The sequence below is a fragment of the Achromobacter maghribensis genome (assembly GCF_057334215.1).
The window spans coordinates 343,257-366,266 of sequence record NZ_JBHFII010000047.1 but is presented as its reverse complement, the minus strand read 5'-3'; the positions used below and the strand labels follow the sequence as shown (position 1 = coordinate 366,266).

Below are 23,010 nucleotides of genomic sequence, written 5' to 3'. Positions count from 1 at the left end.
TACAAGACTGTATTTGAATGGGCGGCCAGTGCTAAACTCGCGCCATGTCAAAAATCCGCCTTACCCGTGAGCAAAGCCGAGACCAGACGCGCCAGCGCCTGTTCGACGCCGCGCAATCGGTCTTTCTCAGCAAGGGCTTTGTGGCCGCCAGCGTCGAGGATATCGCCGAATTGGCGGGGTACACGCGCGGGGCCTTTTATTCCAATTTCGGCAGCAAGTCCGAGCTTTTCCTGCAGTTGCTCCGGCGCGACCACGAAAAAGTAATGGCCGACATGCGCGCCATCTTCGAAGACGGCGAATCGCGCCCGCAAATGGAAGCTCGCGTGCTTGAGTACTACAGCACGCACCACCGTGAAAACGACTGTTTCCTGCTCTGGATGGAAGGCAAGCTGCAGGCGGCGCGCGACCCGGAGTTCCGGGTCGGCTTCACGGATTGCCTGCGCGAACTGCGCGCCGCCACCACGGAATACGTCCGCCAGTTTTCCCAGCATGTGGGCACGCCGCTACCGATGCCGGCCGAGCAGTTGGCCGTGGGGTTGCTGGCCCTGTCGGACGGCATGCAGTTCAGCTATGCCTTCGATCCGCAGGGCGTCACGCTGGAAATGACCGAAGCGGTATTGTCGGGATTCTTCCGCCGCGTGGTCTTCGGCGACCCGCAGCCCAATTAGCCCTGTAATTCTGATATTTCGATCAAATTCAGGTCCGGATCGCGCAGATACACCGAACGGATCTTGCCGGTGGCGCCCGTGCGCGGCACCGGCCCTTCGATGATCGTGGCGCCGGCCTCGTTCAACCGGGCGATTACCTCGTCCAGGGGCCGATCGGCGATAAAACACAGGTCCAGCGCGCCCGGCACGGGCAAGTGCGCTTTCGGCTCGAACTCGTGGCCGCGCACGTGCAGGTTGATTTTCTGGTTGCCGAAGCGCAACGCCTGGCGGCCCGCCCCGAAAGTCTCCAGGCGCATGCCCAGGATGCGGGTGTAGAAATCCACAGTGGCATCGGGGTCGGTGCAGGTCAGGACCAGGTGGTCTAGATGATCGATCACGTGCTTCTCCGTTATTTCAGATTGTCAGCCTTACGCTGGCCGTGATAGTAATACCTGCGGCGTGCAGCCAGACTGAGGGGGGCCTGCGCCGGTTTTTCCATCCCTCGGGCGAAAGGAGCGGCAGCATGACTTCAGAAACCCGACCATCCACGATCAATCGGCCCGTGTTTTTCCCGGCGGCCATTTTCACGCTGCTGCTGGTGGGATTCGCGATCCTCGCACCCAAGTCCGCGCAAAGCCTCTTTGAATCCGTGCAAAGCTGGATCCTGGGCAACGCCAGCTGGTTCTACATCCTGGTCGTGGCCATCATCCTGCTTGCGGTGGTGTTCCTGGCGGTCAGCCGATACGGCGACATCAAGCTGGGCCCGGACCACAGTGAACCGGACTACCGCAATTTCACCTGGTTCGCGATGCTGTTTTCAGCGGGCATGGGCATCGGGCTGATGTTTTTCGGGGTGGCGGAGCCGGTGATGCACTTCATGTCGCCGCCGGTCGGCGAGGGCGCGACCGCCATCGCCGCGCGCGAAGCCATGAAGATCACGTTCTTCCATTGGGGCTTGCACGCCTGGGCCATCTACGCGGTGGTGGCATTGATCCTGGCGTTCTTCAGCTATCGCCACGGACTGCCGCTGACGCTGCGCTCGGCGTTGTATCCGCTGATCGGCAACCGCATCCACGGCCCTATCGGCCACGCCGTCGACATCTTCGCCATCATCGGTACCGTGCTGGGAGTGGCCACGTCGCTGGGGCTGGGCGTGGCCCAGATCAACAGCGGGCTGAACCACCTGTTCGGCATTCCGGTGGGCGTGACCACGCAGATCATCCTGATCGTCATCACTTGCGGCTTGGCCACCATCTCGGTCGCCAGCGGCCTGGACAAAGGCATCCGCATCCTGTCCGAGACCAATCTGGTGCTGGCGGCGGTGCTGCTGCTGTTCGTGCTGATCGTCGGTCCCACCGTGTTCCTGTTCCAGACTTTTGTGCAGAACACCGGCGCGTACCTTTCCGACATCGTCAACAAGACCTTCAACCTCTACGCCTATGAACCCACCGACTGGATCGGCGGCTGGACGCTGTTCTATTGGGGCTGGTGGATTGCGTGGTCGCCGTTCGTGGGCCTTTTCATCGCCCGTATCTCGCGTGGCCGCACCATCCGCGAATTCGTGACCGGCGTCTTGCTGGTGCCGGCCGGCTTCACGCTGTTCTGGATGACGGTGTTTGGCGATACGGCCATCCATATGATTCTGGTCGACAAGGTGCAGGGCTTCGCGGAAGTCGTCGAGGCCGATTCCTCACTGGCCCTGTTCGCCTTCCTGGAACATCTGCCCTGGAGCGGTGTGCTGTCCATCGTCGCCATCGTGATGGTGGCGGTGTTCTTCGTTACGTCGGCCGACTCGGGCGCGCTGGTGGTGGACCTGCTGGCCTCCGGTGGCTCGGATCGCACGCCGGTATGGCAGCGCATCTTCTGGTCGCTGCTGATGGGCGCGGTGGCCATTGCGCTGCTGCTGGCCGACGGCCTGACCGCTTTGCAGACGGCCACGATTGCCAGCGCGTTGCCGTTCTCCGTCATTCTGCTGTTGGCGGTGTGGGGGTTGTTCAAGGCGCTGAAGCTGGACGCCACCAAGCGTGGCATCCGGTACCAGTCGTTGACCTTGTCGCGTCCGGCACGCGGCGGGCAGTCCTGGGAACGCCGCCTGCGCAACATGGTGATGATGCCGCGGCGCGCCCACGTGCAGCGCTTCATCAGCGACGTCGTGCGGCCGGCGCTGGATGACGTGGCCGACGAACTGCGCAAGCAGGGCTATGCCGTCGAGGTCCGGGAGAACGACAGCGACGGCAGTGCCGTCCTGGAGGTGTCCCATGGCGAACACCTGGATTTCTCGTATGCCGTGCAGCCCGAGGCCTTCGTGCGCCCCAGCCTTACGCCGGAAGAGGCCGCCGACGAGGACGAGCGCAAGTACTTCCGCGCGGAAGTCCACCTGCGTGAAGGCGGGCAGGATTACGACATCATGGGTTGGAGCCGGGACGCCGTCATCGGCGACATCCTGGATCAATACGAGCGCCATCGTCACTACCTGCACATGGTCCGGACCTAGCGCACTGCGCGTTGCCCCTTCAAAAACCGCCGGATTCCGGCGGTTTTTTTTCGTCCATAGGAAGCCGCTATGCCGGGGATTGGTTTAGCCGCTTTGACGGATTCGCAGGAATCATGGATTATCCAAGCATATTCTTGGTTAAATAGAGAGCGAATCATGAAGGCGAAATCAGGGGCATGGGCGGCGGGTGTCGTCGTGCTGGCGGTCGTGGCGGGGGGCGCACTGGTCTGGAAGTTCAGCGGGTCGTCGCAGAAAGGGGGGTGGACGATGCCGCCGGCCAAGGTGGCGGTAGCGCCCGCGGTACGGGCGGACTTTCCCGTGGCGTTGACCGGCATCGGGTCGCTCGAAGCAACGCGCCAGGTGCAGGTTCCGGCCGAAGTGGACGGCCGCGTCACCCAGATTCTGTTCACGGCGGGGCAGCGCGTGCAAGCCGGCCAAGTGCTGGTGCAGATGAACGACGCGCCCGAACAAGGCGAGTTGGCGCGCCTGCAAGCCCAGGCGCGCAATGCGCGGACCTTGCTGGAACGCACGCGCCGCTTGTTGCCGCAACAGGCGGCCACGCGTGAACAGCTGGACCAGGCGCAGGCCGACTATGACCAGGCCGCCGCCGACATCAAGCGGGTGCAGGCGCTGATCGAGCAAAAGCGCGTCAAGGCGCCGTTCGACGGCCTGTTGGGCGTGCGCCGCGTCAATCTGGGCCAGTTCGCCAAGGCCGGCGACGCCCTGGTGTCGCTGACCGACGCGACCACGCTGTATGCCAACATCACGTTGCCCGAGCAGGCGCTGGGCGCCCTGCGCGCCGGCCAGCCCGTCACCGTGACCGTGGACGCCCACGCCGGACGCGAGTTCACCGGACAGGTGACCACGGTGGAACCCCAGGTGGACCCGGGGTCTCGCACCGTGCGGGTGCAGGCCACGCTACCCAATGCCGACGGCGCGCTGGTGGCCGGTATGTTCGCGCATGGCCGCGTCGGCCTGCCCGACCGTCCCGGCGTGATCACCGTGCCGGAGACCGCGGTCAGCTATAGCGCCTATGGCGATTCCGTCTACGTCCTGACGCCGCCTGCGGCGGACCAGCAGGGCGCGGCGCCCACCGTGCGGCAAGCCTATGTGAAGACCGCCGAGCGCGTGCGCGGCCGGGTCGTCGTGACCGAAGGCCTGGATGCCGGCGACCAGGTCGTAACGTCTGGCCAACTGCGCCTGCATAACGGCGCGGCGGTCGACGTCATCGCCAGCGACACCGTGGCGCTGGACGGCACGCGGCAATCCCTGGCGCAAGCCCGGTAATGAGGCGAGGGCAATCATGAGATTCACCGACCTCTTCGTCCGCCGGCCCGTGCTGGCGCTGGTGGTCAGCACGCTGATCCTGTTGCTGGGCATCAAGGCGCTAAGCGGCCTGCCCGTGCGGCAATACCCGCTGACCGAAAGCACTACCATCACCATCACCACCCAGTATCCCGGCGCCTCCCCCGATCTGATGCAGGGCTTCGTCACGCAACCCATCGCGCAGTCGGTGGCCACCGTGGAAGGCATCGATTACCTGTCGTCCTCGTCCACGCAGGGCCGTAGCGTCATCACGGTCCGGATGAAGTTGAACGCCGATTCGAACAAGGCCATGACCGAGGTCATGGCCAAGGTCAATGAGGTCAAGTACCGGCTGCCTCAAGACGTGTATGACCCCGTACTGGTCAAGTCCGCCGGCGAAGCGACGGCCGTGGCCTATGTGGGCTTCTCCAGCAGCACGCTGTCGCTGGCGGCGCTGACGGACTATCTGTCGCGGGTCGTCCAGCCGCAGCTGTCTTCGATCGATGGCGTGGCCAGCGTCGAACTCTATGGCGGCCAGAAGCTGGCCATGCGGGTCTGGCTGGATCCCAACCGGATGGCCGCGCGCGGTATTTCCGCGGGCGAGCTGGCCCAGGCGCTGCGCGACAACAACGTGCAGGCCGCGCCGGGCCAGGCCAAGGGGCTGTATGTCGTGTCCAACATCCAGGTGAACACCGACCTGGTGAACGTGGCGGAATTCCGTGACCTGGTCGTCAAGCGCGACGGCGACGCCGTCGTGCGGTTGGGCGATGTGGCGACGGTGGAACTGGGCGCGGCGTCCACCGATTCCAGCGGCCTGATGGACGGCGAGCCTGCCGTGTATTTCGGCCTGAACGCCACCCCGGTCGGCAACCCGCTGGTCATCGTCAAGCGGCTGAACGAGCTGCTGCCCAACATCAAGCAGAACCTGCCTCCGGGCACCAGCGTGCAGGTGCCGTTCGAGCTGGCCCGTTTCATCAGCGCGTCCATCGACGGCGTGATACACACGCTGCTGGAAGCCGTGGCCATCGTGGTCGTGGTGATCTTCCTGTGCCTGGGTTCGCTGCGCGCGGTGCTGATTCCCGTCGTGACCATCCCCCTGTCCATGCTGGGCGGGGCGGCGATCATGGCGTTGTTCGGTTTCAGCGTGAACCTGCTGACCTTGTTGGCGATGGTGCTGGCCATCGGCCTGGTGGTGGACGACGCCATCGTGGTGGTGGAAAACGTGCACCGCCATATCGAAGAAGGCAAGTCGCCCGTGCGGGCCGCGCTGATCGGCGCGCGCGAAGTGGCGGGGCCGGTGATCGCCATGACGATTACGCTGGCGGCCGTTTATGCGCCGATCGGGCTGATGGGTGGCCTGACGGGGTCGCTCTTCAAGGAATTCGCCTTCACGCTGGCGGGGGCGGTGGTCGTGTCGGGCGTCATCGCGTTGACGCTGTCGCCGGTGATGAGCTCTTTCCTGCTGAACAGCCGGGTGTCGGAAGGCTGGATGGCGCGGCGTGCCGAGCGCTTCTTCGGACGGCTGGGCGACGCCTATGGCCGGCTGCTGGACGTGTCTTTGCATCATCGCTGGGTGACCGGACTGATCGCGGTGGGCGTGCTGGTCAGCCTGCCGTTCCTGTACAACGCGGCGCAGCGCGAATTGGCGCCGGTCGAAGACCAGTCCACCGTGCTGACGGCAATCAAGTCGCCGCAACACGCCAACATCGACTATGTGGAGAAGTTCGGCAAAAAATGGGACGACGTCATGAAGACGCTGCCGGAACAGCGGGGGCGCTGGCTGATCAACGGATCGGACGGCGTGTCCAACAGCATTGGCGGCGTCGACTTCGTGGAGTGGGATGCGCGCACGCGCTCGGCCGACGAACTCCAGGCCGACATGCAGGCGATGGCCAACCAGGTCGAAGGCAGCAACATCTTTGCCTTCCAGCTGCCGTCGCTGCCGGGGTCCACGGGCGGCTTGCCCGTGCAGATGGTGCTGATGAGCGCAGCCGATTACCCGGTGGTCTACGAGTCCATGGAAAGCCTGAAGAAGGCGGCACGCGAAAGCGGTTTGTTCATGGTGGTCGATAGCGACCTGGACTACAACAATCCGGTGGTGCAGTTGAAGGTGGACCGTGCCAAGGCCAACAGCCTGGGCGTCACCATGAAAGCAATTGGCGACACGTTGGCGGTGTTGGTGGGCGAGAACTACGTCAACCGTTTCGGCATGGACGGCAGGTCCTATGACGTGATCCCGCAAAGCCTGCGCGAACAGCGCATCTCGCCGGCGTCGCTGGCGCAGTTCCACGTCAAGAGCGCCAGCGGCGCGCAGGTGCCTCTGTCCAACCTGGTGACCGTGTCCATGGGGGTGGAGCCCAATTCGCTGACGCAGTTCAATCAGCTGAACGCCGCCACCTTCCAGGCCATCCCGATGCCCGGCGTCACGATGGGCGACGCGGTGCAGTTCCTGACGCGGCAGGCACAGCAGTTGCCGGCGGGCTTCAGCTACGACTGGCAGTCGGATGCGCGCCAGTTCAGCCAGGAAGGCTCGGCGCTGATGATCACGTTCATCTTCGCGATCATCGTCATTTACCTGGTGCTGGCCGCGCAGTACGAAAGCCTGCGCGACCCGTTCATCATCCTGGTCAGCGTGCCCATGTCGATTTGCGGCGCGCTGATCCCGTTGGCGCTGGGCATGGCCACCGTGAACATCTACACCCAGATCGGCCTGGTGACGCTGATCGGCCTGATCAGCAAGCATGGCATCTTGATGGTGGAGTTCGCCAACGAGATGCAGGTCAGCCACGGGCTGGACCGGCGCGCCGCGATGGAACAGGCGGCCCGCATCCGCCTGCGCCCGATCCTGATGACGACGGCGGCGATGGTGATGGGGCTGATCCCGCTGCTGTTCGCCGCAGGCGCGGGCGCGCACAGCCGTTACAGCCTGGGCCTTGTCATCGTGGTCGGCTTGCTGGTCGGCACGCTGTTCACGTTGTTCGTGCTGCCCACCGTCTACACCGTCTTCGCCCGCGACCACCGCGCGGCGCACGACACCCCGCGCGCGCGCGAACTGGCGGCGGCGCAGGCCGCTGACGCCGGCGCCGGCGCGCACTAAAGGAACCGATCATGAATCATCATCTTCATTCTCAGCGCCTGCGCCGCGGCGTTGCCGTGCTGTTGGCGGCCCTGGCCGCTGCCGGGTGCGCGGTAGGGCCCGATTATCAAAAACCGCAGGCCGCGCCCGTGGCGCTGGCCAGCCCCGAGCAGGCGCTGTTCTCCACGGACCGGGTGCAGCAGGACTGGTGGCGGCAATTGCAGGATCCGCAGCTGGACCGCCTGATCGGCCTGGCGCTGTCCCGCAATCACGACATCCGGATCGCCCAGGCCCGGCTGGCCGAATCCCGCGCGGTGTTGGACGAGAAAGAGCTGGACCAGTTGCCCGCGGTCACCCTGGATGGCCGCTACGAGCGCAGCCTGTCCCAGGCCAACGCGGGCGCGGCCGGGCAACGCAATCTGGCCCAAAGCTACCGGGCCGGCTTCGACGCCACCTGGGAGCTGGACCTGTTCGGCCGCCTGCGCCGGACGGCCGAGAGCGCGGCGGCGCGCAGCGAAGCCCAGGCGGCTGACCTGGCCCAAACCCGCATCGTGGTCGCGGCGGAGGTGGCGCGCAATTATTTCGAGCTGCGCGGCGCCGAACAGCGGCTAGCCGTGGCGCGCGCCAATCTGGATAGCCAGCGCGACAGCCTGCGCGTGACCCAGGCGATGGTGTCGGCCGGCCGCGGCGACGAGGGCGACCTGGCCAGCGCGCGGGCCGAACTGGAAACCGTGCAGGCCAGCGTGCCGGTGCAGGAAACGGCAAGACGGCTGGCGCGGTACCGCATCGCGGTGCTGGCCGGGATGCGGCCCGTAGAGCTGGGTGAACTGGACGCCGGTACCCCCCTGGCGCCATTGACCGCGCGCCTGCCGATCGGGGACGTGGGCGCCTTGCTGTCGCGGCGTCCCGACATCGTCGCGGCCGAACGCAACATGGCCGCTGCCAATGCCGACGTGGGCGTGGCAACCGCCGAACTCTATCCGCGTATCGATCTGGGCGGGTTCCTGGGCTTTGTCGCGTTGCGCGGGGCGGACTTCGGTTCGTCGTCCAGCCGCGCGTTCAGCGTGGCGTCGGGCGTGAACTGGCCGGCGTTCCATTTGCCGACGGCGCTGGCGAGAAAGCGCGGGGCCGTGGCGCGGTCGCAGGGCGAAGTGGCGCGTTACGAACAGACCGTGCTGCGGGCGGTGGAAGAGCTGGAAGCCGCGTTGACCGAATTCGGCCAGACGCAGCAGCGGCTGGGCAATCTGGCGCAGGCCGCCCAGCACAGCAGCCGGGCGGCCGGTCTGGCGCAGTTGCGCTACCGGGAAGGCAGCGCCCCGTATTTGACGGTGCTGGATGCGCAGCGTACGCTTTTGCGCGCCCAGGACGCCGTTGCCGTGGCCGAAACCGAGTCCTACACTCGCCTGATCGCGCTGTACAAGGCGCTGGGCGGGGGTTGGGAGGCGGGGGGCGATGGAACAATAGCCGCCGATGGATCGGCGGTGCCTGATGGGTCCGCGGTGCCAGGTGGATCCGCCGGCTGACCTTCGCGCCGGTTCGTGGCACCATAGGAAAAAACTGGAGTTTCCTTATCGTCATGTCTGACAGTCTGTCCCAACCCATTACCTGGATGCCGCATCAGCCGGCGGACCGCGTGCTCATGACCTTGAAGACGCGCGGCCCGCAATCGGTCGCGGTCATCGCAAAGGCCATGGACCTCACGGCGGAAGCGGTGCGCCAGCAGATGACGCGGCTGCATGCGGACGGGCTGGTCGACTCCGAAAGCCATAGCGCCGGGCGCGGCCGGCCCACGCAGATCTGGTACCTGACGGAAGCCGGCCATGGCCGTTTTCCGGATACGCACGCCGAAATGACGGTGCAGATGATCGGGGCGGTGCGCCAGGTGTTCGGCGACGAAGGCGTGGAAAAGCTGATCCAGGTGCGCGAAACCGCCATGCTGAACAGCTACCACCAGGCGATGCTTGGCGCCAAGGACCTGGCCGGGCGGCTGGAACGCCTGGTGCAGGTGCGCGCTTCCGAAGGGTACATGGCCGAACTGCGCAAGGACGGCTCGGACTATCTCTTCATTGAAAACCACTGCCCCATCTGCTCCGCGGCCAAAGCCTGTATGGGCTTTTGCCGCAGCGAGCTGGAACTGTTCCGCAATGTGCTGGGCGAGGGCGTGAAGGTCGATCGCGAAGAGCACATCCTTGCCGGCGCAAGGCGGTGCGCATACCGCGTCAGCGCCAGGGCGTAATACCCGAACCGTCGCGGTTGCCGCTCCTGCGGCCGCATCCTCCTACAATCGCCGCATGACCCTCAAGCAACTTGAAGCCTTCTATTGGGCCGCCACCTGCGCCAGCTTCGCCGTGGCGGCTGATCGCCTGCATCTGTCGGTGTCGTCGTTGTCCAAGCGCATCACCGAGCTTGAGGAAGCGCTGGGTCAGGCGCTGTTCGACCGCAGCGGTCACAAGGCCGCATTGACGGACGCCGGCCAGCGCCTGGTGCCGCAGGCCCGGGAACTCCTGGCGGCCGCGGACCGCGTGCGCGCGTCCATGAACGACACTCCGGGTTTGCGCGGCCGCTGCCGTTTCGGCGTGGGCGAGTTGACCGCGCTGACGTGGTTGCCGCGCCTGATCGCCGGCGTGCGCGCCGCCTATCCCGAGCTGGTGCTGGAACCCTATGTGGACATCGGCCAGGTGCTGGAGCAGCGCGTGGCGGACGGTGAACTGGACTTCGCCGTCATCGCCGGGCGGTCGTCGCGCGCGAACATCGCGTCGACGCCCATCGGCGAGGCGCGCTTCGCCTGGGTGGCGTCGCCGGCCGTGCTCGATGGCGAAACCCGCATGACGACGGCGCTGCTGACACGCCTGCCGCTGGTGACCCTGCCGGCGGGCGCGGGCACGACGCGCATCATCGACGACTGGCTGGCCGGACGCGATGCTGGCGGCGTGCGCCTTTGCTGCAACAACTGGGGCGCCATCGCCGGCCTGCTGATCGAAGGAACCGGCGTCGGGCTGCTGCCCAGTCATTGGGCCGACGCCCTGGCGGCCGAAGGCAGCCTGCGCGTCCTGCAGGGCGAGCCCGCGTTGGCGGCCTTGCCCTACGCGTTTCAGTACCGGCGCGACGATACGCGCGCGCTGGTCGCCCGGCTGCGCGACGCAGTGGCTGCCGCGGTGGACTTCTCGGCGCCTTGCCGGCTGCCCTGAACGGGGGGCGTGATTGCCTGGGCCGCGTCCGCGAGGCGGCCGTCTTCGATCCCGTTTGGCGGTCCGGCGGCCAGCGCTCTATACAATCGCCGCGCGCCTGGCGCAGAATCCAACAAGATGAATCAAGGGAGAACATCCATGCGTAAAATTTGCGCCGCCATGGCCATGGCGGGAATGCTGGCAGGCGGACTGGCGCACGCCCAGTCCACGTTGCGGATCGGTCTGCAAGACGACCCGGACGTGCTGGATCCGGCGCGCGCGCGCACCTTCGTGGGCCGTATCGTCTTTGCGTCGCTGTGCGACAAGCTCGTCGACATCACGCCCGACCTGAAGATCGTGCCGCAGCTGGCGCAATCCTGGACGATCAGCCCGGACAACAAGTCGCTGACGTTCAAACTGCGTACCGATGCGGTGTTCCATGACGGCTCGCCGGTCAATGCCGCCGCCGTCAAAGCGAACCTGGACCGTGCCCGCACGCTGCCCGACAGCAACCGCAAGAGCGAATTGGCCACCGTCGCCAGCGTCGATGCGCCTGATGCCAGCACCGTCGTGCTGAACCTGTCGGAGCCGGACGCCTCGCTGCTGTCGCAACTGTCCGACCGCGCCGGCATGATGATGTCGCCCGCCTCGTTCGATAAGGATCCTGGCGGCAAGCCCGTGTGCTCGGGGCCGTACCAGTTCAAGGAGCGCGTGCAGAACGATCGCATTGTGCTCGAGAAATTTCCCAAATACTGGGATGCCGCCAACTACCACTTCGACCGCCTGGTCTTCACGCCGATTCCGGACAACACGGTGCGCCTGAACAACCTGCGCGCGGGCGACCTGGACATTATCGAGCGCGTGGCGCCCAGCGATGCCAAGGCGGTGAAAGACGATAGCAACCTGCGCCTGGCGCCGGTAACCGGCCTGGGCTTCCAGTCTATTTCGATCAATCTGGGCAATGGCGCGCGCGCCAATAACCCGTTGGCGAAAGACAAGCGCGTGCGTCAGGCGCTTGACCTCGCGATCGATCGCGACGTGCTGAACCAGGTCATCGGCGAAGGCATGTTCCAGCCCGCCTACCAGCCGTTCCCGCCCGCCAGCTTCGCCTACAACACCGCCTTCGAACACAAGGGCCGTGACCCGAAGAAGGCGCAGGCGCTCTTGAAGGAAGCCGGTTTCGACCGCGTGAAATTCGAGATCACCTTCGGCAACAACACCACCATGCAACAGGTCTTCGAACTGGTGCAGGCGATGGGCGCCGAAGCGGGCTTCGACATCACCTTGCGTCCGGTGGAGTTCGCGTCGCTGCAATCGTCCCTGGCGCGCGGCGACTTCGAAGTGGGCCAGAGCGGCTGGTCCGGGCGCGTCGATCCCAGCGGCAACATCCACCAATACCTCAGCTGCAAGGGCAACCTGAACGACGGCAAGTTCTGCGACGCGGGCGTGGACAAGCTGCTGAACGACGCGCGCGCCGAAGCCGACACGGCCAAGCGCCGCGCGCTGTACGACCAGGTGCTGACCAGCATGCAGGACCAGCGCCCCATCGTTTACCTGTTCTACCTGCCGTGGACCTTCGGCGTGCAAAAGAAGGTTGAAGGCTTTGTGCCTTACCCCGACGGCCTCATCCGCCTGAAGGGCGTGACCGTCGCCAAGAAGTAAGCCGGGCGGCCAACGACGGGATCCGGAATCGGGTCCCGTTTTTCTTATTTGCGGGCGGCGTGCGCCGCCGCTACAGGAAGCATCATGTTTACGACTCGCCCGGAAATCCTTGGCACCTTCGGTGTCGTGACCTCTACCCATTGGCTGGCCAGCGCGACCGGCATGTCGCTGCTGGAACGCGGCGGCAACGCATTCGACGCCTGCGCGGCGTCGGCCTTCGTGCTGCAAGTGGTTGAGCCGCATCTGGTCGGCCCCGCCGGCGAAGTGCCGGCCATTTTCTATTCGGCGCGCACGGGCAAGCTGGAAGTGCTGTGCGGGCAGGGCACGACGCCGGCCGCGGCCACGCTTGAGCGCTACCGCGCCGAAGGGCTGAAGCTGATCCCGGGTAACGGACTGTTGGCCACCGTGATCCCCGGCGCATTCGACGCCTGGATGCTGCTGCTGCGCGACCACGGCACGATGCGCGTGCGCGATGTGCTGGAACCGGCCATCTATTACGCCCAGCACGGCCACGCGCTGATGCCGCGCATCTCCAACACCATTGCGGGCCTGAAGGACTTCTTCGAAACGCATTGGCCGACGACCGCACAGGTCTATGTGCCCGGCGGCAAGGTGCCCGAAGCGCGCAAGCTGTTTCGCAATCCGGCCCTGGCGCGCACGTGGACGCGTGTGCTGAAAGAGGCGGAAAGCGTGGGCGCCGATCGCGAACGCCAGATCGAGGCGGCGCGGGACGCCTTCTACCGAGGCTTCATCGCCGAGGAAATCGACCGCTTTGCCCGCAACACCGACGTCATGGACGAAAGCGGCACGACCCACCGCGGCGTCATCACGGCGGACGACCTGGCCGGCTGGTCGGCCAGCTACGACACCCCGCTGACCTACGACTACCACGGCTACACGGTTGCCAAGGCCGGCGCATGGAGCCAGGGCCCGGTCTTCCTGCAGACGCTGGCGTTGTTGAAAGACATGGATCTGGCGGGCGTGGGCCCGAACAGCGTGGAATTCATCCACCGCGTCACCGAGGCGATGAAGCTGGCTTTCGCCGACCGCGAAGCCTATTACGGCGACCCGGCTTTCATCGACGTGCCGCTGGCGCACCTGCTGTCGGACGCCTACAACGACGAGCGCCGCGCGTTGATCGGCGAGACGGCCTCGCACGACCTCTTGCCCGGCCAGGTGCCTGGCTTCGAGGCCCAGGTGGCGCGCGTGATGGACACGCTGGAACGCCTGTCCCCGGTGTCCGCGCACGGCAGCGCCACCAACGAGCCCACGCTGGCCGACATGCGCGCCTCGGCCAAGCGCGGCGACACGACGCATGTGGACGTCATCGACCGCTGGGGCAACATGATCTCGGCTACGCCCTCCGGCGGCTGGTTCCAGTCTTCACCCGTCATTCCGGAACTGGGTTTCGGCCTGAACACCCGCGCCCAGATGTTCTGGCTGGAAGAGGGGCTGCCCGGCACGCTGGCGCCCGGCAAGCGCCCGCGCACCACGTTGACGCCCTCGCTGGCGCTGCGCGACGGCAAGCCCTATCTGGCGTTCGGCACACCGGGCGGCGACCAGCAGGAGCAATGGCAACTGCTGTTCTTCCTGCGCCACGTGCATCACGGGCTGAATTTGCAGGAAGCCATCGACCTGCCGATGTCCCACACCATGCATTTCCCCACGTCGTTTTACCCGCGCGACCGCAAGCCCGGTCATCTGGCGGTCGAAGCCAGCTTCGGTCCCGAGGTCATTGAGGGGCTGCGCCAGCGCGGACACCAGATCGAGGAAGTGCCTGAATGGTCGGTGGGCCGCTTGACCGCAGCCTCGCGCGATGACGACGGGCTGCTGCACGCGGCCGCCACGCCGCGGCTGATGCAGGCCTACGCCATCGGCCGCTAGGCGTGCTGACGGGGGAGTCGCCCTGCCGCCTTGCGGCGATTTGCCGGCATGGGCTATCTTTCTCCCATGACGTCATCCCAGCAGCGCCCGGCAACCGGGGCGCAATCCCTGACGGGACAAGAACCGCTTTTCATCGTCCTCAACACCGGCTCGGGGCGTGGCGACGCGCAGGTCCTGCAGGACACCATCCGCGGCATCCTCGACGAGGCGGGCAGGCGCTACACGCTGATGCCCGTCGATGATCCGTCCCGGCTGACCGAAACGGCGCAGGCTGCCGTCAAGCGAGCGCAAGACGAGCAGGGCGTCGTCATCGCCGCAGGGGGGGATGGCACGCTGAACGCCGTGGCCAGCACGGTGTTGGGCCAGGGCGTGCCCTTCGGCATCCTGCCCCAGGGCACCTTCAATTACTTCGGGCGCAGCTACGGCATCTCTCAGGATACCGAGGTCGCGTTGCGCGGTTTCCTGCAAGGTCATCTGCAGCCCGTGCAAGTCGGACACCTCAACGGCAGGCTGTTCCTGGTGAACGCCAGCCTGGGCCTGTACCCCACGCTGCTGGAAGACCGCGAGGCCTATAAGCAGCGCTTCGGCCGCAGCCGCCTTGTGGCGCTGTGGTCGGGCATCGTCACGTTGCTGCGCGCGCCGCGCCAGCTCAGGCTGCAACTCGAATACGAAGGCCGGGTGCGCGATCTGCGCTCGCCCACGCTGGTGGTGGGCAACAACAAGCTGCAACTCGAACACATCGGCATCGAATCACAGGAGCTGGACCGCGGCCGCCTGATGGCGATGGCGGCGCGCCCGGTCGGCACCCTGGCGCTATATGGCTTGCTGGTGCGCGGGCTGTTCAGCCGGTTGGGCGACGCCGAACACGTGATCAGCTTCGCCTTCGACCGGCTGACCGTGCATATCCGGGGGCGCAGCCGCGTCAAGGTGGCGATGGACGGCGAAATATCCTGGATGAGCACGCCGCTGGAATTCAAGGTGGCCGATGAAAAACTGCCGCTGGTGGTGCCGGCGGACTCGGCGTACCTGGACCGCTCATGACGCGCATCCTGCAATTATCCGACACGCATTTCGGCACCGAGCGCAAGCCGGTCGTTGAAGCGGCCCTGGACCTGGCCCGTTCGCTGAACCCGGATCTGGTCGTGCTGAGCGGAGACATCACCCAGCGTGCGCGGCGCGGCCAGTTCGCCGCCGCCCGCAAATTCATCGAACGCCTGTCGTTGCCCGTGCTCGCGGTGCCGGGCAACCACGACATTCCGCTGTTCAACCTGTTCGCGCGCGCCCTCAATCCGTACGGCAACTACAAGCGTGCGCTGGGCGCGGTGCTGGAGCCGGTGTTCGAAACCCCGGGGCTGCTGGCCATCGGTGTGAACACCACGCGACCGCGCCGCCGCAAGGATGGCGAAATCTCCGATACGCAGATCGCCCGCGTGGCGCAGCGCTTGCGCCAGGCCCGTCCGGGTCAGTTGCGGGTGGTCGTGGCGCATCACCCCGTGCGGGCCAAGGTGGAATCCGACCTGTCCAATCTGCTCATCGGCCGCGAGCGCGCGCTGGCGGCCTGGGGCCAGGCGGGGGTGGACCTGATCCTGGGCGGGCACATTCACCTCCCCTATGTGCTGCCCTTGGTCGCAGCCGGCCAGCCGGCAGGCTGGATCGTCCAGGCGGGCACTGCCTGCTCGCACCGCGTCCGGGGCAGCGTGCCCAACTCCGTGAACGTGATCACGCGCGAAGGCGAAGGCGAAAGCGGCACGCAGGCTTGCCATGTCGAGCGCTGGGACTACGCGGCGGGCACGCACGCGTTCGCGCCGGTCGACAGGACGCTGGTGACGCTGTCATGACCGATGCGTATGCCGCATGGGCAGCCTCGCATGCCCTGGGACTGTTTATCGCGCTGCCGCTGCTTGCGGGCGCGGGAGCGTTGTTCGCCGCGCGCGCCTACGTCAACTGCCCGGCACGGTGTCGCAATGCGGCCTACGCGTCGGGGCTGGCCGTTTTGCTGGTGTTGTTCCTGGGCCTGGCGATGGCGGTGCGGCACCAGGGCGGCATTGTCTCGTTCGACGGCGCGCTGGCCGGCGCCTTGAGCATGACGATGGACACGTCGCTGCTGTGGCTGCTGTCCTGGTTCACCTATCTGGGCGACCGCGACCTCCTCACGGTGCTGAGCGTGCTGATGACGCTTTATCTGCTTTGGACGGGCTGGTGGCGGCTGGCGGCGTTCTGCGCCATCACCACCGGCGTGGGGGGGGCGATCAACACGCTGCTCAAGCACACCTTTGAACGCGTGCGGCCAGAGCACGACCACGGCTACGCCACGGTGGCCGGGTGGAGTTTCCCCAGCGGCCATGCCTCGGCCGCGATGGTGGTGTATGGCACGGCCTGCTATCTGGTGTGGCGGCTGGCGCCACCCGCCTGGCGGTGGCCCTGCGTGGCCCTTTTCGCCGCGCTGATCACGGCGATCGGACTCAGCCGCATCCTGCTGCAGGTCCACTTTGCCAGCGATGTCGTGGCGGGTTTCACGTTCGGGCTGGCCTGGCTGTCGGTTTGCGTCGCAGTGGCCGAACGCTACTGCACGTCACGCCGGGCAGTGCAGGACGCGCAGTAGGCGTGTGCTGACGTCTTCCGCCGCCAGTCCGGGCATGCTGGTGTAGCGGCCCCCCGCGCTTGCGATCGCCAGCCCCAGGCGGCGCGCCCGTTCACCGGGAGGAGGGGCCAGGTCGATGATCTGCTTGCCGGCGACGGGCGCCGTGACTTCGCCGTCGCTGAAACGCTCCAGCGTGCGGTCGATCTCGCGCTCCCGCGGCAGGGCCAGCACGATGGTGTCCGATTCCGCCAGGGCTTCGCGGGCTGAGGTGGCCAGCGTGGCCGAACCGCGGAAGTCCTCGCAGCGTTCGGGATCAATGTCGTAGACGGTCAACGCGATGTCCGGTTCGGCCTCGAGCAGCCGCCGCGCGGCCCGCGTTCCGGTGCCGCCCATCCCCAAGATGCTGATGCGCTGGCTCATGGCTTCGGCACGGACCACGTGCTCACGATGTGGGCGAGCGGCTCGTCCGAGCCTTCGCCGGTCAGGATGACTTCGCCGGCCGACAAACGACCCACCTTCAGCAAGCGGGCGTCGGCGTAAATCGCGCCCGGGGGGCTTTTGCGCAGGAAGTTGATGGTCAGGCTGGCCGTGACGGCGTGTGCCTGGCCGGTGGCGCCCACCACGGCGGCATACATGGCCAGGTCGGCCAAGCCCATCAGCATGGGCCCCGCCACGATACCGCCCAGGCGTTGGTGGGCCTCGCGGGCGGGCAGCACCGCGCGCGCCGTGCCGCGGCCAATGCGCAGGATGTCGATACCCAGCAGCAACGAGAATGGATGCTGATCGGCCAGCAAAATATGAAAGTCGGCCAGGCTGATCAGCGGGACGTCGGTGTCGGCGGCCAGGACGGTTGCGGTCATCGTTGCTCCAGGGCGAGGCAGTAGTGGTCCAGCAGCGCATCGGCATGCTGGCCCAGGGATTTCAGGCGATGGGTGTGCAGCAGCAGCAATAACCCCATCAGGTAGGTGAAGAGATTCATCTGCTCGACGGCCACGGCGGCAGCGTCCCAGCCTTTCGTGCGGGCCAGGGCAACGCCCAGCAGGTCCACGCACTGCCGCAGGCGCGCGTTGAGCTTCTCGTCCATTTCCCGGCCCAGGCCGCGCGGCCCCAGCCCCTGGAACAAATACATGCCCAGCGAAAAGTCCGTCTGCCGCTCGGCGTAATAGCCGAAGAAGGCGCGGATGGCCCGCCGCGCGGCGGCCGGTGCGTCGCCGGTGGTGGCCGCGTCGGCCAAATGCGCATGCAAGCGCTGCAGCGATTCGTCCAGCAGCGCGCCGTAGATGGTTTCCTTGCCGGCAAACCAGGGGTAGATCGCGCCCGTGGTGCAGCCGGCCTCCTTGGCAATCGCCCGGATCGTCGTTTTCTCCAGCCCGTCCCGTTCGAACACGCGCTGGGCGGCATCCAGGATCAATTGGCGGCGCAGCGCGTGAAGGCGTTCATTGCGGTCGGCGCGGGCGGTGGGGGAGGGCATGGGGCGGGGCGGCGGTGGTAACGGGATCAGGTCGATAATATCGACGATTTTTATTAATAACAATGTTATTTTCGGGCCACGCCATCACGGGCAGGCAAGGCTCCGGACGTCCCGGCCGGAACCCCCGTTAAGATGGAAAGCGCCTCGATGGCGGCCAGAAAGGGGATTGAAAGGGGCCGGTAAAGATGCCCGAATTAATTGGGGGCAGGGCTGAAAGTCGCATGGATACGGGCTTGCCTGTTTAACCGAGGGTAATCCCTAGCACCTTTGGTGCCGTGTTCGCGTGATGTTGCAAGATCCCAACAGGGGTGTCGTAAACCAGCACTTTTCTGATGCCGACCATAGCCAGTCCCCCCGATTTTTGATGCAATAGCGTCAACTTCCCTTCGCGGAGTTAGGGGGGCGGCAGGCTGGTTTGCTGGATTGCTGCTCTTGTCACTCAAATCAACGGAGATTTCTTAAATGAAAAAGACTCTGCTCGCTGCCGCCCTGCTCGCCGGTTTCGCCGGTGTCGCCCAGGCAGAAACGTCTGTCACCCTGTACGGCATCATCGACACGGGCCTCGGCTACAACAAGATCAGCGGTGCTGCGAACGATGCCCTGAACGGCAGCCGTTTCGGCATGATCAACGGCGTCCAGAACGGTTCGCGCTGGGGTCTGCGTGGCTCGGAAGACCTGGGTGACGGCCTGCGCGCTGTTTTCCAACTGGAATCGGGTTTCAACTCCGGTAACGGCAACTCCGCTCAAGGCGGCCGCCTGTTCGGTCGTCAAGCCACCGTCGGTCTGGCCAGCGACAGCTGGGGCCAACTGGACTTCGGTCGCCAAACCAACATCGCGTCGAAGTACTTCGGCTCGATCGATCCGTTCGGCGCTGGCTTCGGTCAAGCTAACATCGGCGTGGCTCTGAGCGCCGCCAACACGAACCGCTACGACAACATGGTCATGTATCAGACCCCGTCGTTCAGCGGCTTCCAGTTCGGCGTTGGCTACTCGTTCAACGTGAACGACACCAACACGGCTCAAACCGGCTTCAAGACCGCCGACAACACCCGCGCCATCACGACCGGTCTGCGCTATGTCAACGGCCCGCTGAATGCAGCCCTGACGTACGACCAACTGAACGGCTCGAACAAGCTGCCGGGCGCATCGAGCGATGCTACCCCGCGTCAGTACGCCATCGGCGGTTCGTACGACTTTGAAGTCGTCAAGCTGGCTCTGGCCTACGCTCGCACGACCGACGGCTGGTTCGCTGGTCAAGGCGTCGACACCAACCTGGGCAGCATCAACTTCGGCGCCAACGCCTTTGCTGATGGCTTCAAGGCCAACTCGTACATGGTCGGCCTGTCCGCCCCGATCGGCGGCGCAAGCAGCCTGTTCGGTTCGTGGCAAATGGTTGACCCCAGCAACACCAAGCTGACCGGCGGCGACGAGTCGACCCAAGTCTACTCGCTGGGCTACACCTACGACCTGTCGAAGCGCACCAACCTGTACGCCTACGGTTCGTACGCCAAGAACTACGCCTTCATCGACGACCTGAAGTCGACCGCTGTCGGCGTCGGTATCCGCCACCGCTTCTAATCCAACGCAGGGCGCAAGCCCTGTCTGGATTCAAAGCGCAAGCGAACGAACGGGCTTCGGCCCGTTCGTATAAAGCCACCTTTCGGGGTGGCTTTTTTTCGTCCGATCGAGCGGTTTTTTAGCGTTCCGAAGGTGCTTGTCAGGAGAGTCCTGTATCCTTCGGGTTCTCTGCCGGAGACTGCGATTGTTCCATTTGAGGAATGCAGTCTTTCACCTGTTATTCAAGCTACAGAGTTCAGCCGGAAGTAACCACGCGAATGCTACAATCCTAAGGTTTGCGCATTTGACGGACGCCTGAATGAACCTGCAACAGTATTTTCCCGTCCTGCTGTTTATCGTAGTGGCCACCCTTATCGGGTTCGCGCTTCTAACGGCCGGCTCCCTCCTTGGCCCGCGGCGTCCTTACGCTGAGAAGCTGTCGCCCTATGAGTGCGGCTTCGAAGCGTTTGAAGACGCTCGCATGAAGTTTGACGTGCGCTACTACCTGGTGGCGATTCTGTTCATTCTTTTCGACCTGGAAATCGCGTTCCTGTTCCCGTGGGCCATCGCCCAAGGCACAGTCGGGCTCGTCGGTTTCTGGACGGTCATGGTTTTCCTAGCCGTGTTGACCGTCGGCTTCATCTACGAATGGAAAAAGGGCGCGCTGGACTGGGAATAACCCCTCCGGGTTTTTTCACAGCACGCTATCAGAGACGAATATGGCTATAGACGGCATTCTCAAGCAAGGGTTCATCACAACCAGCGCCGACAAGTTCCTTAATTGGGCGAAGACCGGCTCCATGTGGCCCATGACCTTCGGTCTGGCCTGTTGCGCGGTTGAGATGATGCACGCGGGCGCGGCCCGCTACGACCTGGACCAGTTCGGCATCATCTTCCGGCCCAGCCCGCGTCAGTCCGATCTGATGATCGTCGCTGGCACGCTGTGCAACAAGATGGCGCCGGCGCTGCGCAAGGTCTACGACCAGATGCCCGAGCCGCGTTGGGTGGTTTCCATGGGCTCCTGTGCCAATGGCGGCGGCTACTACCACTACTCGTATTCCGTGGTTCGTGGCTGCGATCGGATCGTACCGGTAGACGTCTACGTGCCGGGCTGCCCGCCCACGGCCGAGGCGCTGGTCTACGGCTTGCTGCAAATGCAGAACAAGATCCGTCTGACCAACACGATTGCGCGCTGAGCCTTCGCCCCGCCGGCGGCAGTCGTTGCCGCAGGCCTTGCGAATCCAGCGTATCGGTTCACCTAAGCGTACAAGATGATGACCAGGCTCGAAACCCTGAAAAACAATTTGCAGACCACCCTCGGCGCGGATATCGCGCTGACCGAGGCGTTGGGCGAGCTGACGCTCGAAGTGCCCGCGCCGCAGTGGTTCGCCGTCTGCAACAAGCTGCGCACCGAAGCCGGCTTGCGCTTTGAAACCTGTATCGACCTCTGTGGCGTCGACTACCTGACGTGGGGCAACGGCACCCGCCAGCTGCCCGAGGAAACCAGCACCAAGATCCACCGCGCGCGCTTCGCCGTGGTGATCCACCTGCTGTCGATCGAGAACAACTGGCGCCTGCGTGTCCGCACCTGGGCCACGGACGATGAATTCCCGATCATCGCGTCGCTGATGGAATGCTGGCCGACCGTGGGTTGGTTCGAACGCGAAGCCTTCGACCTGTACGGCATCGTCTTCGAAGGCCACCCGGACCTGCGCCGCATCCTGACCGACTACGGCTTCATCGGCCATCCGTTCCGCAAGGACTTTCCCTTGTCCGGCACCGTCGAAATGCGTTACGACCCCGAACAACGGCGCGTCATCTACCAGCCGGTCACGATCGATCCGCGCGAGATCACCCCGCGCGTGGTCCGCGAAGACTCCTACGGCTTGGGGCGTTAAATCATGGCAGAAATCAAGAACTACACGCTCAACTTCGGCCCTCAGCATCCGGCCGCGCACGGTGTGTTGCGCCTGGTGCTGGAACTGGACGGCGAAGTCATCCAGCGCGCCGACCCGCACATCGGGCTGTTGCACCGTGCCACCGAAAAGCTGGCCGAACACAAGACCTACATCCAGGCGCTGCCCTACATGGACCGCCTGGACTACGTGTCCATGATGTGCAACGAGCACGCTTACGTCATGGCCATCGAAAAGCTGCTGGGCGTCGAAGCCCCGTTGCGCGCCCAGTACATCCGGGTCATGTTCGACGAGATCACGCGTCTGTTGAACCACCTGATGTCGCTGGGTTCGCACGCGCTGGACGTCGGCGCCATGGCCGTGTTCCTGTACGCCTTCCGTGAACGCGAAGACCTGATGGACTGCTACGAAGCCGTCTCGGGCGCGCGCATGCACGCGGCCTACTACCGTCCGGGCGGCGTCTACCGCGACCTGCCCGACACGATGCCGCAGTACGGCGACTCCAGCAAATACCGCGGCGACAAAGAAATGCGCTTGATGAACGACGCGCGTTCGGGCTCGCTGCTGGATTTCATCGAAGACTTCACCAACCGCTTCCCGGCCTGCGTCGACGAGTACGAAACGCTGCTCACCGACAACCGCATCTGGAAACAGCGCCTGGTGGGCATCGGCGTGGTCGATCCCGAACGCGCCAAGGCGCTGGGCTTCACCGGCCCGATGCTGCGCGGCTCGGGCGTCGCCTGGGACTTGCGCAAGACGCAGCCCTACGAAGTCTATGACTTGCTCGATTTCGACATCCCCGTGGGTGTCAACGGCGACTGCTACGACCGCTATCTGGTCCGCATCGCCGAAATGCGTGAAAGCAATCGCATCATCCGCCAGTGCGTGGAATGGCTGCGCAACAACCCGGGTCCGGTCATGATCGAGAATCACAAGATCGCCCCGCCTTCGCGCACCGCCATGAAGACCAACATGGAAGAGCTGATTCACCATTTCAAGCTCTTCACCGAAGGTTTCCACGTGCCGCCGGGCGAAGCGTTTGCCTCGGTGGAGCACCCGAAGGGCGAGTTCGGCATCTATCTGGTGTCGGATGGCGCCAACAAGCCTTACCGCCTGAAGATTCGGGCCCCCGGCTTTGTCCACCTGCAAGCGCTGGACGAAATGTCGCGCGGTCACATGATCGCCGACGCCGTCACCATCATTGGTACGCAGGACATCGTTTTCGGCGAGATCGATCGCTGATCCGCCCA

The 23,010-nt window shown here is 65.2% G+C and carries 21 protein-coding genes; 17 read left to right on the top strand and 4 right to left on the bottom strand.

Features of this window, described 5'->3' with window-relative positions; all coding sequences use genetic code 11:
* The first annotated feature begins 44 nt into the window (after positions 1-44).
* Positions 45-668, top strand: coding sequence for a TetR/AcrR family transcriptional regulator (locus tag ACE039_RS21620; RefSeq protein ID WP_485823286.1), 624 nt, complete (start codon positions 45-47; stop codon positions 666-668).
* On the opposite strand, the gene ACE039_RS21615 is transcribed toward ACE039_RS21620, so the two are convergent.
* Positions 665-1,045, bottom strand: a complete 381-nt coding sequence (locus tag ACE039_RS21615; RefSeq protein ID WP_448708088.1) for a VOC family protein — start codon at positions 1,043-1,045, stop codon at positions 665-667. The genes ACE039_RS21620 and ACE039_RS21615 overlap by 4 nt on opposite strands.
* Before the next feature lie 125 nt (positions 1,046-1,170).
* On the opposite strand from ACE039_RS21615, the gene ACE039_RS21610 reads away from it, so the two are divergent.
* The 11 genes from ACE039_RS21610 to ACE039_RS21560 all read left to right on the top strand — a co-directional run bounded on the left by ACE039_RS21610 (position 1,171) and on the right by ACE039_RS21560 (position 16,837).
* Positions 1,171-3,141 carry a BCCT family transporter gene (locus tag ACE039_RS21610; RefSeq protein WP_485823285.1) on the top strand — a complete coding sequence of 657 codons (1,971 nt, stop codon included), beginning with the start codon at positions 1,171-1,173 and terminating at the stop codon, positions 3,139-3,141.
* Between the two features lie 156 nt (positions 3,142-3,297).
* Entirely contained in the window at positions 3,298-4,428 is a 1,131-nt protein-coding gene (locus ACE039_RS21605; RefSeq protein WP_485823284.1) for an efflux RND transporter periplasmic adaptor subunit, read from the top strand.
* A 16-nt stretch (positions 4,429-4,444) separates the two neighbouring features.
* Positions 4,445-7,543, top strand: a complete 3,099-nt coding sequence (locus ACE039_RS21600) for a MexW/MexI family multidrug efflux RND transporter permease subunit (RefSeq protein ID WP_485823283.1) — start codon at positions 4,445-4,447, stop codon at positions 7,541-7,543.
* Positions 7,544-7,554: 11 nt separating this feature from the next.
* Positions 7,555-9,045, top strand: a complete 1,491-nt coding sequence (locus ACE039_RS21595) for an efflux transporter outer membrane subunit (protein WP_485823282.1) — start codon at positions 7,555-7,557, stop codon at positions 9,043-9,045.
* A gap of 53 nt (positions 9,046-9,098) precedes the next feature.
* Positions 9,099-9,758 (top strand): helix-turn-helix transcriptional regulator, encoded by a 660-nt coding sequence (locus ACE039_RS21590; protein WP_448708007.1) that lies wholly within the window; start codon positions 9,099-9,101, stop codon positions 9,756-9,758.
* A gap of 55 nt (positions 9,759-9,813) precedes the next feature.
* On the top strand, positions 9,814-10,710 hold the full coding sequence (locus tag ACE039_RS21585; protein WP_448708008.1) for a LysR family transcriptional regulator: 897 nt from the start codon (positions 9,814-9,816) through the stop codon (positions 10,708-10,710).
* Positions 10,711-10,848: 138 nt separating this feature from the next.
* On the top strand, positions 10,849-12,351 hold the full coding sequence (locus tag ACE039_RS21580; protein WP_448708009.1) for an ABC transporter substrate-binding protein: 1,503 nt from the start codon (positions 10,849-10,851) through the stop codon (positions 12,349-12,351).
* 84 nt (positions 12,352-12,435) lie between these two features.
* Complete coding sequence (locus ACE039_RS21575) at positions 12,436-14,235, top strand: gamma-glutamyltransferase family protein (RefSeq protein WP_485823281.1); 1,800 nt, start codon at positions 12,436-12,438, stop codon at positions 14,233-14,235.
* Positions 14,236-14,301: 66 nt separating this feature from the next.
* Entirely contained in the window at positions 14,302-15,276 is a 975-nt protein-coding gene (locus tag ACE039_RS21570; protein ID WP_485823280.1) for a diacylglycerol/lipid kinase family protein, read from the top strand.
* Positions 15,273-16,073, top strand: coding sequence for a metallophosphoesterase family protein (locus ACE039_RS21565; protein WP_448708011.1), 801 nt, complete (start codon positions 15,273-15,275; stop codon positions 16,071-16,073). Before ACE039_RS21570 ends, ACE039_RS21565 begins: the two co-directional genes overlap by 4 nt.
* A complete protein-coding gene (locus ACE039_RS21560) occupies positions 16,070-16,837 on the top strand; it encodes a phosphatase PAP2 family protein (protein ID WP_485823279.1) in 768 nt (255 codons plus the stop codon). Before ACE039_RS21565 ends, ACE039_RS21560 begins: the two co-directional genes overlap by 4 nt.
* On the opposite strand, the gene ACE039_RS21555 is transcribed toward ACE039_RS21560, so the two are convergent.
* The 3 genes from ACE039_RS21555 to ACE039_RS21545 are packed head-to-tail and all read right to left on the bottom strand — an operon-like array spanning position 16,808 to position 18,287.
* Positions 16,808-17,236 (bottom strand): NAD(P)-binding domain-containing protein, encoded by a 429-nt coding sequence (locus ACE039_RS21555; protein WP_448708013.1) that lies wholly within the window; start codon positions 17,234-17,236, stop codon positions 16,808-16,810. The genes ACE039_RS21560 and ACE039_RS21555 overlap by 30 nt on opposite strands.
* Positions 17,233-17,676 (bottom strand): PaaI family thioesterase, encoded by a 444-nt coding sequence (locus ACE039_RS21550; protein WP_105555164.1) that lies wholly within the window; start codon positions 17,674-17,676, stop codon positions 17,233-17,235. Before ACE039_RS21550 ends, ACE039_RS21555 begins: the two co-directional genes overlap by 4 nt.
* On the bottom strand, positions 17,673-18,287 hold the full coding sequence (locus ACE039_RS21545; protein WP_485823278.1) for a TetR/AcrR family transcriptional regulator: 615 nt from the start codon (positions 18,285-18,287) through the stop codon (positions 17,673-17,675). The genes ACE039_RS21550 and ACE039_RS21545 overlap by 4 nt, the downstream gene beginning before the upstream one ends.
* 462 nt (positions 18,288-18,749) lie before the next feature.
* On the opposite strand from ACE039_RS21545, the gene ACE039_RS21540 reads away from it, so the two are divergent.
* The 5 genes from ACE039_RS21540 (at position 18,750) to ACE039_RS21520 (ending at position 23,002) form a co-directional block, all read left to right on the top strand.
* Complete coding sequence (locus tag ACE039_RS21540) at positions 18,750-19,865, top strand: porin (protein ID WP_448710980.1); 1,116 nt, start codon at positions 18,750-18,752, stop codon at positions 19,863-19,865.
* A gap of 298 nt (positions 19,866-20,163) precedes the next feature.
* On the top strand, positions 20,164-20,523 hold the full coding sequence (locus ACE039_RS21535) for an NADH-quinone oxidoreductase subunit A (RefSeq protein ID WP_006217959.1): 360 nt from the start codon (positions 20,164-20,166) through the stop codon (positions 20,521-20,523).
* 40 nt (positions 20,524-20,563) lie between these two features.
* Complete coding sequence (locus ACE039_RS21530) at positions 20,564-21,040, top strand: NuoB/complex I 20 kDa subunit family protein (RefSeq protein ID WP_006217960.1); 477 nt, start codon at positions 20,564-20,566, stop codon at positions 21,038-21,040.
* Positions 21,041-21,115: 75 nt separating this feature from the next.
* Positions 21,116-21,742 carry an NADH-quinone oxidoreductase subunit C gene (locus tag ACE039_RS21525; protein WP_105555161.1) on the top strand — a complete coding sequence of 209 codons (627 nt, stop codon included), beginning with the start codon at positions 21,116-21,118 and terminating at the stop codon, positions 21,740-21,742.
* 3 nt (positions 21,743-21,745) lie between these two features.
* A complete protein-coding gene (locus ACE039_RS21520; RefSeq protein ID WP_105555160.1) occupies positions 21,746-23,002 on the top strand; it encodes an NADH-quinone oxidoreductase subunit D in 1,257 nt (418 codons plus the stop codon).
* Positions 23,003-23,010 lie beyond the last annotated feature (8 nt).

Coding starts and splice junctions, on each gene's coding strand:
- ACE039_RS21585 (WP_448708008.1), top strand. CDS start 9,814: ATGACCCTCAAGCAACTTGAAGCCTTCTATTGGGCCGCCACCTGCGCC.
- ACE039_RS21600 (WP_485823283.1), top strand. CDS start 4,445: ATGAGATTCACCGACCTCTTCGTCCGCCGGCCCGTGCTGGCGCTGGTG.
- ACE039_RS21560 (WP_485823279.1), top strand. CDS start 16,070: ATGACCGATGCGTATGCCGCATGGGCAGCCTCGCATGCCCTGGGACTG.
- ACE039_RS21555 (WP_448708013.1), bottom strand. CDS start 17,236: ATGAGCCAGCGCATCAGCATCTTGGGGATGGGCGGCACCGGAACGCGG.
- ACE039_RS21575 (WP_485823281.1), top strand. CDS start 12,436: ATGTTTACGACTCGCCCGGAAATCCTTGGCACCTTCGGTGTCGTGACC.
- ACE039_RS21545 (WP_485823278.1), bottom strand. CDS start 18,287: ATGCCCTCCCCCACCGCCCGCGCCGACCGCAATGAACGCCTTCACGCG.
- ACE039_RS21565 (WP_448708011.1), top strand. CDS start 15,273: ATGACGCGCATCCTGCAATTATCCGACACGCATTTCGGCACCGAGCGC.
- ACE039_RS21535 (WP_006217959.1), top strand. CDS start 20,164: ATGAACCTGCAACAGTATTTTCCCGTCCTGCTGTTTATCGTAGTGGCC.
- ACE039_RS21595 (WP_485823282.1), top strand. CDS start 7,555: ATGAATCATCATCTTCATTCTCAGCGCCTGCGCCGCGGCGTTGCCGTG.
- ACE039_RS21540 (WP_448710980.1), top strand. CDS start 18,750: ATGAAAAAGACTCTGCTCGCTGCCGCCCTGCTCGCCGGTTTCGCCGGT.
- ACE039_RS21530 (WP_006217960.1), top strand. CDS start 20,564: ATGGCTATAGACGGCATTCTCAAGCAAGGGTTCATCACAACCAGCGCC.
- ACE039_RS21610 (WP_485823285.1), top strand. CDS start 1,171: ATGACTTCAGAAACCCGACCATCCACGATCAATCGGCCCGTGTTTTTC.
- ACE039_RS21590 (WP_448708007.1), top strand. CDS start 9,099: ATGTCTGACAGTCTGTCCCAACCCATTACCTGGATGCCGCATCAGCCG.
- ACE039_RS21520 (WP_105555160.1), top strand. CDS start 21,746: ATGGCAGAAATCAAGAACTACACGCTCAACTTCGGCCCTCAGCATCCG.
- ACE039_RS21620 (WP_485823286.1), top strand. CDS start 45: ATGTCAAAAATCCGCCTTACCCGTGAGCAAAGCCGAGACCAGACGCGC.
- ACE039_RS21525 (WP_105555161.1), top strand. CDS start 21,116: ATGATGACCAGGCTCGAAACCCTGAAAAACAATTTGCAGACCACCCTC.
- ACE039_RS21605 (WP_485823284.1), top strand. CDS start 3,298: ATGAAGGCGAAATCAGGGGCATGGGCGGCGGGTGTCGTCGTGCTGGCG.
- ACE039_RS21580 (WP_448708009.1), top strand. CDS start 10,849: ATGCGTAAAATTTGCGCCGCCATGGCCATGGCGGGAATGCTGGCAGGC.
- ACE039_RS21550 (WP_105555164.1), bottom strand. CDS start 17,676: ATGACCGCAACCGTCCTGGCCGCCGACACCGACGTCCCGCTGATCAGC.
- ACE039_RS21570 (WP_485823280.1), top strand. CDS start 14,302: ATGACGTCATCCCAGCAGCGCCCGGCAACCGGGGCGCAATCCCTGACG.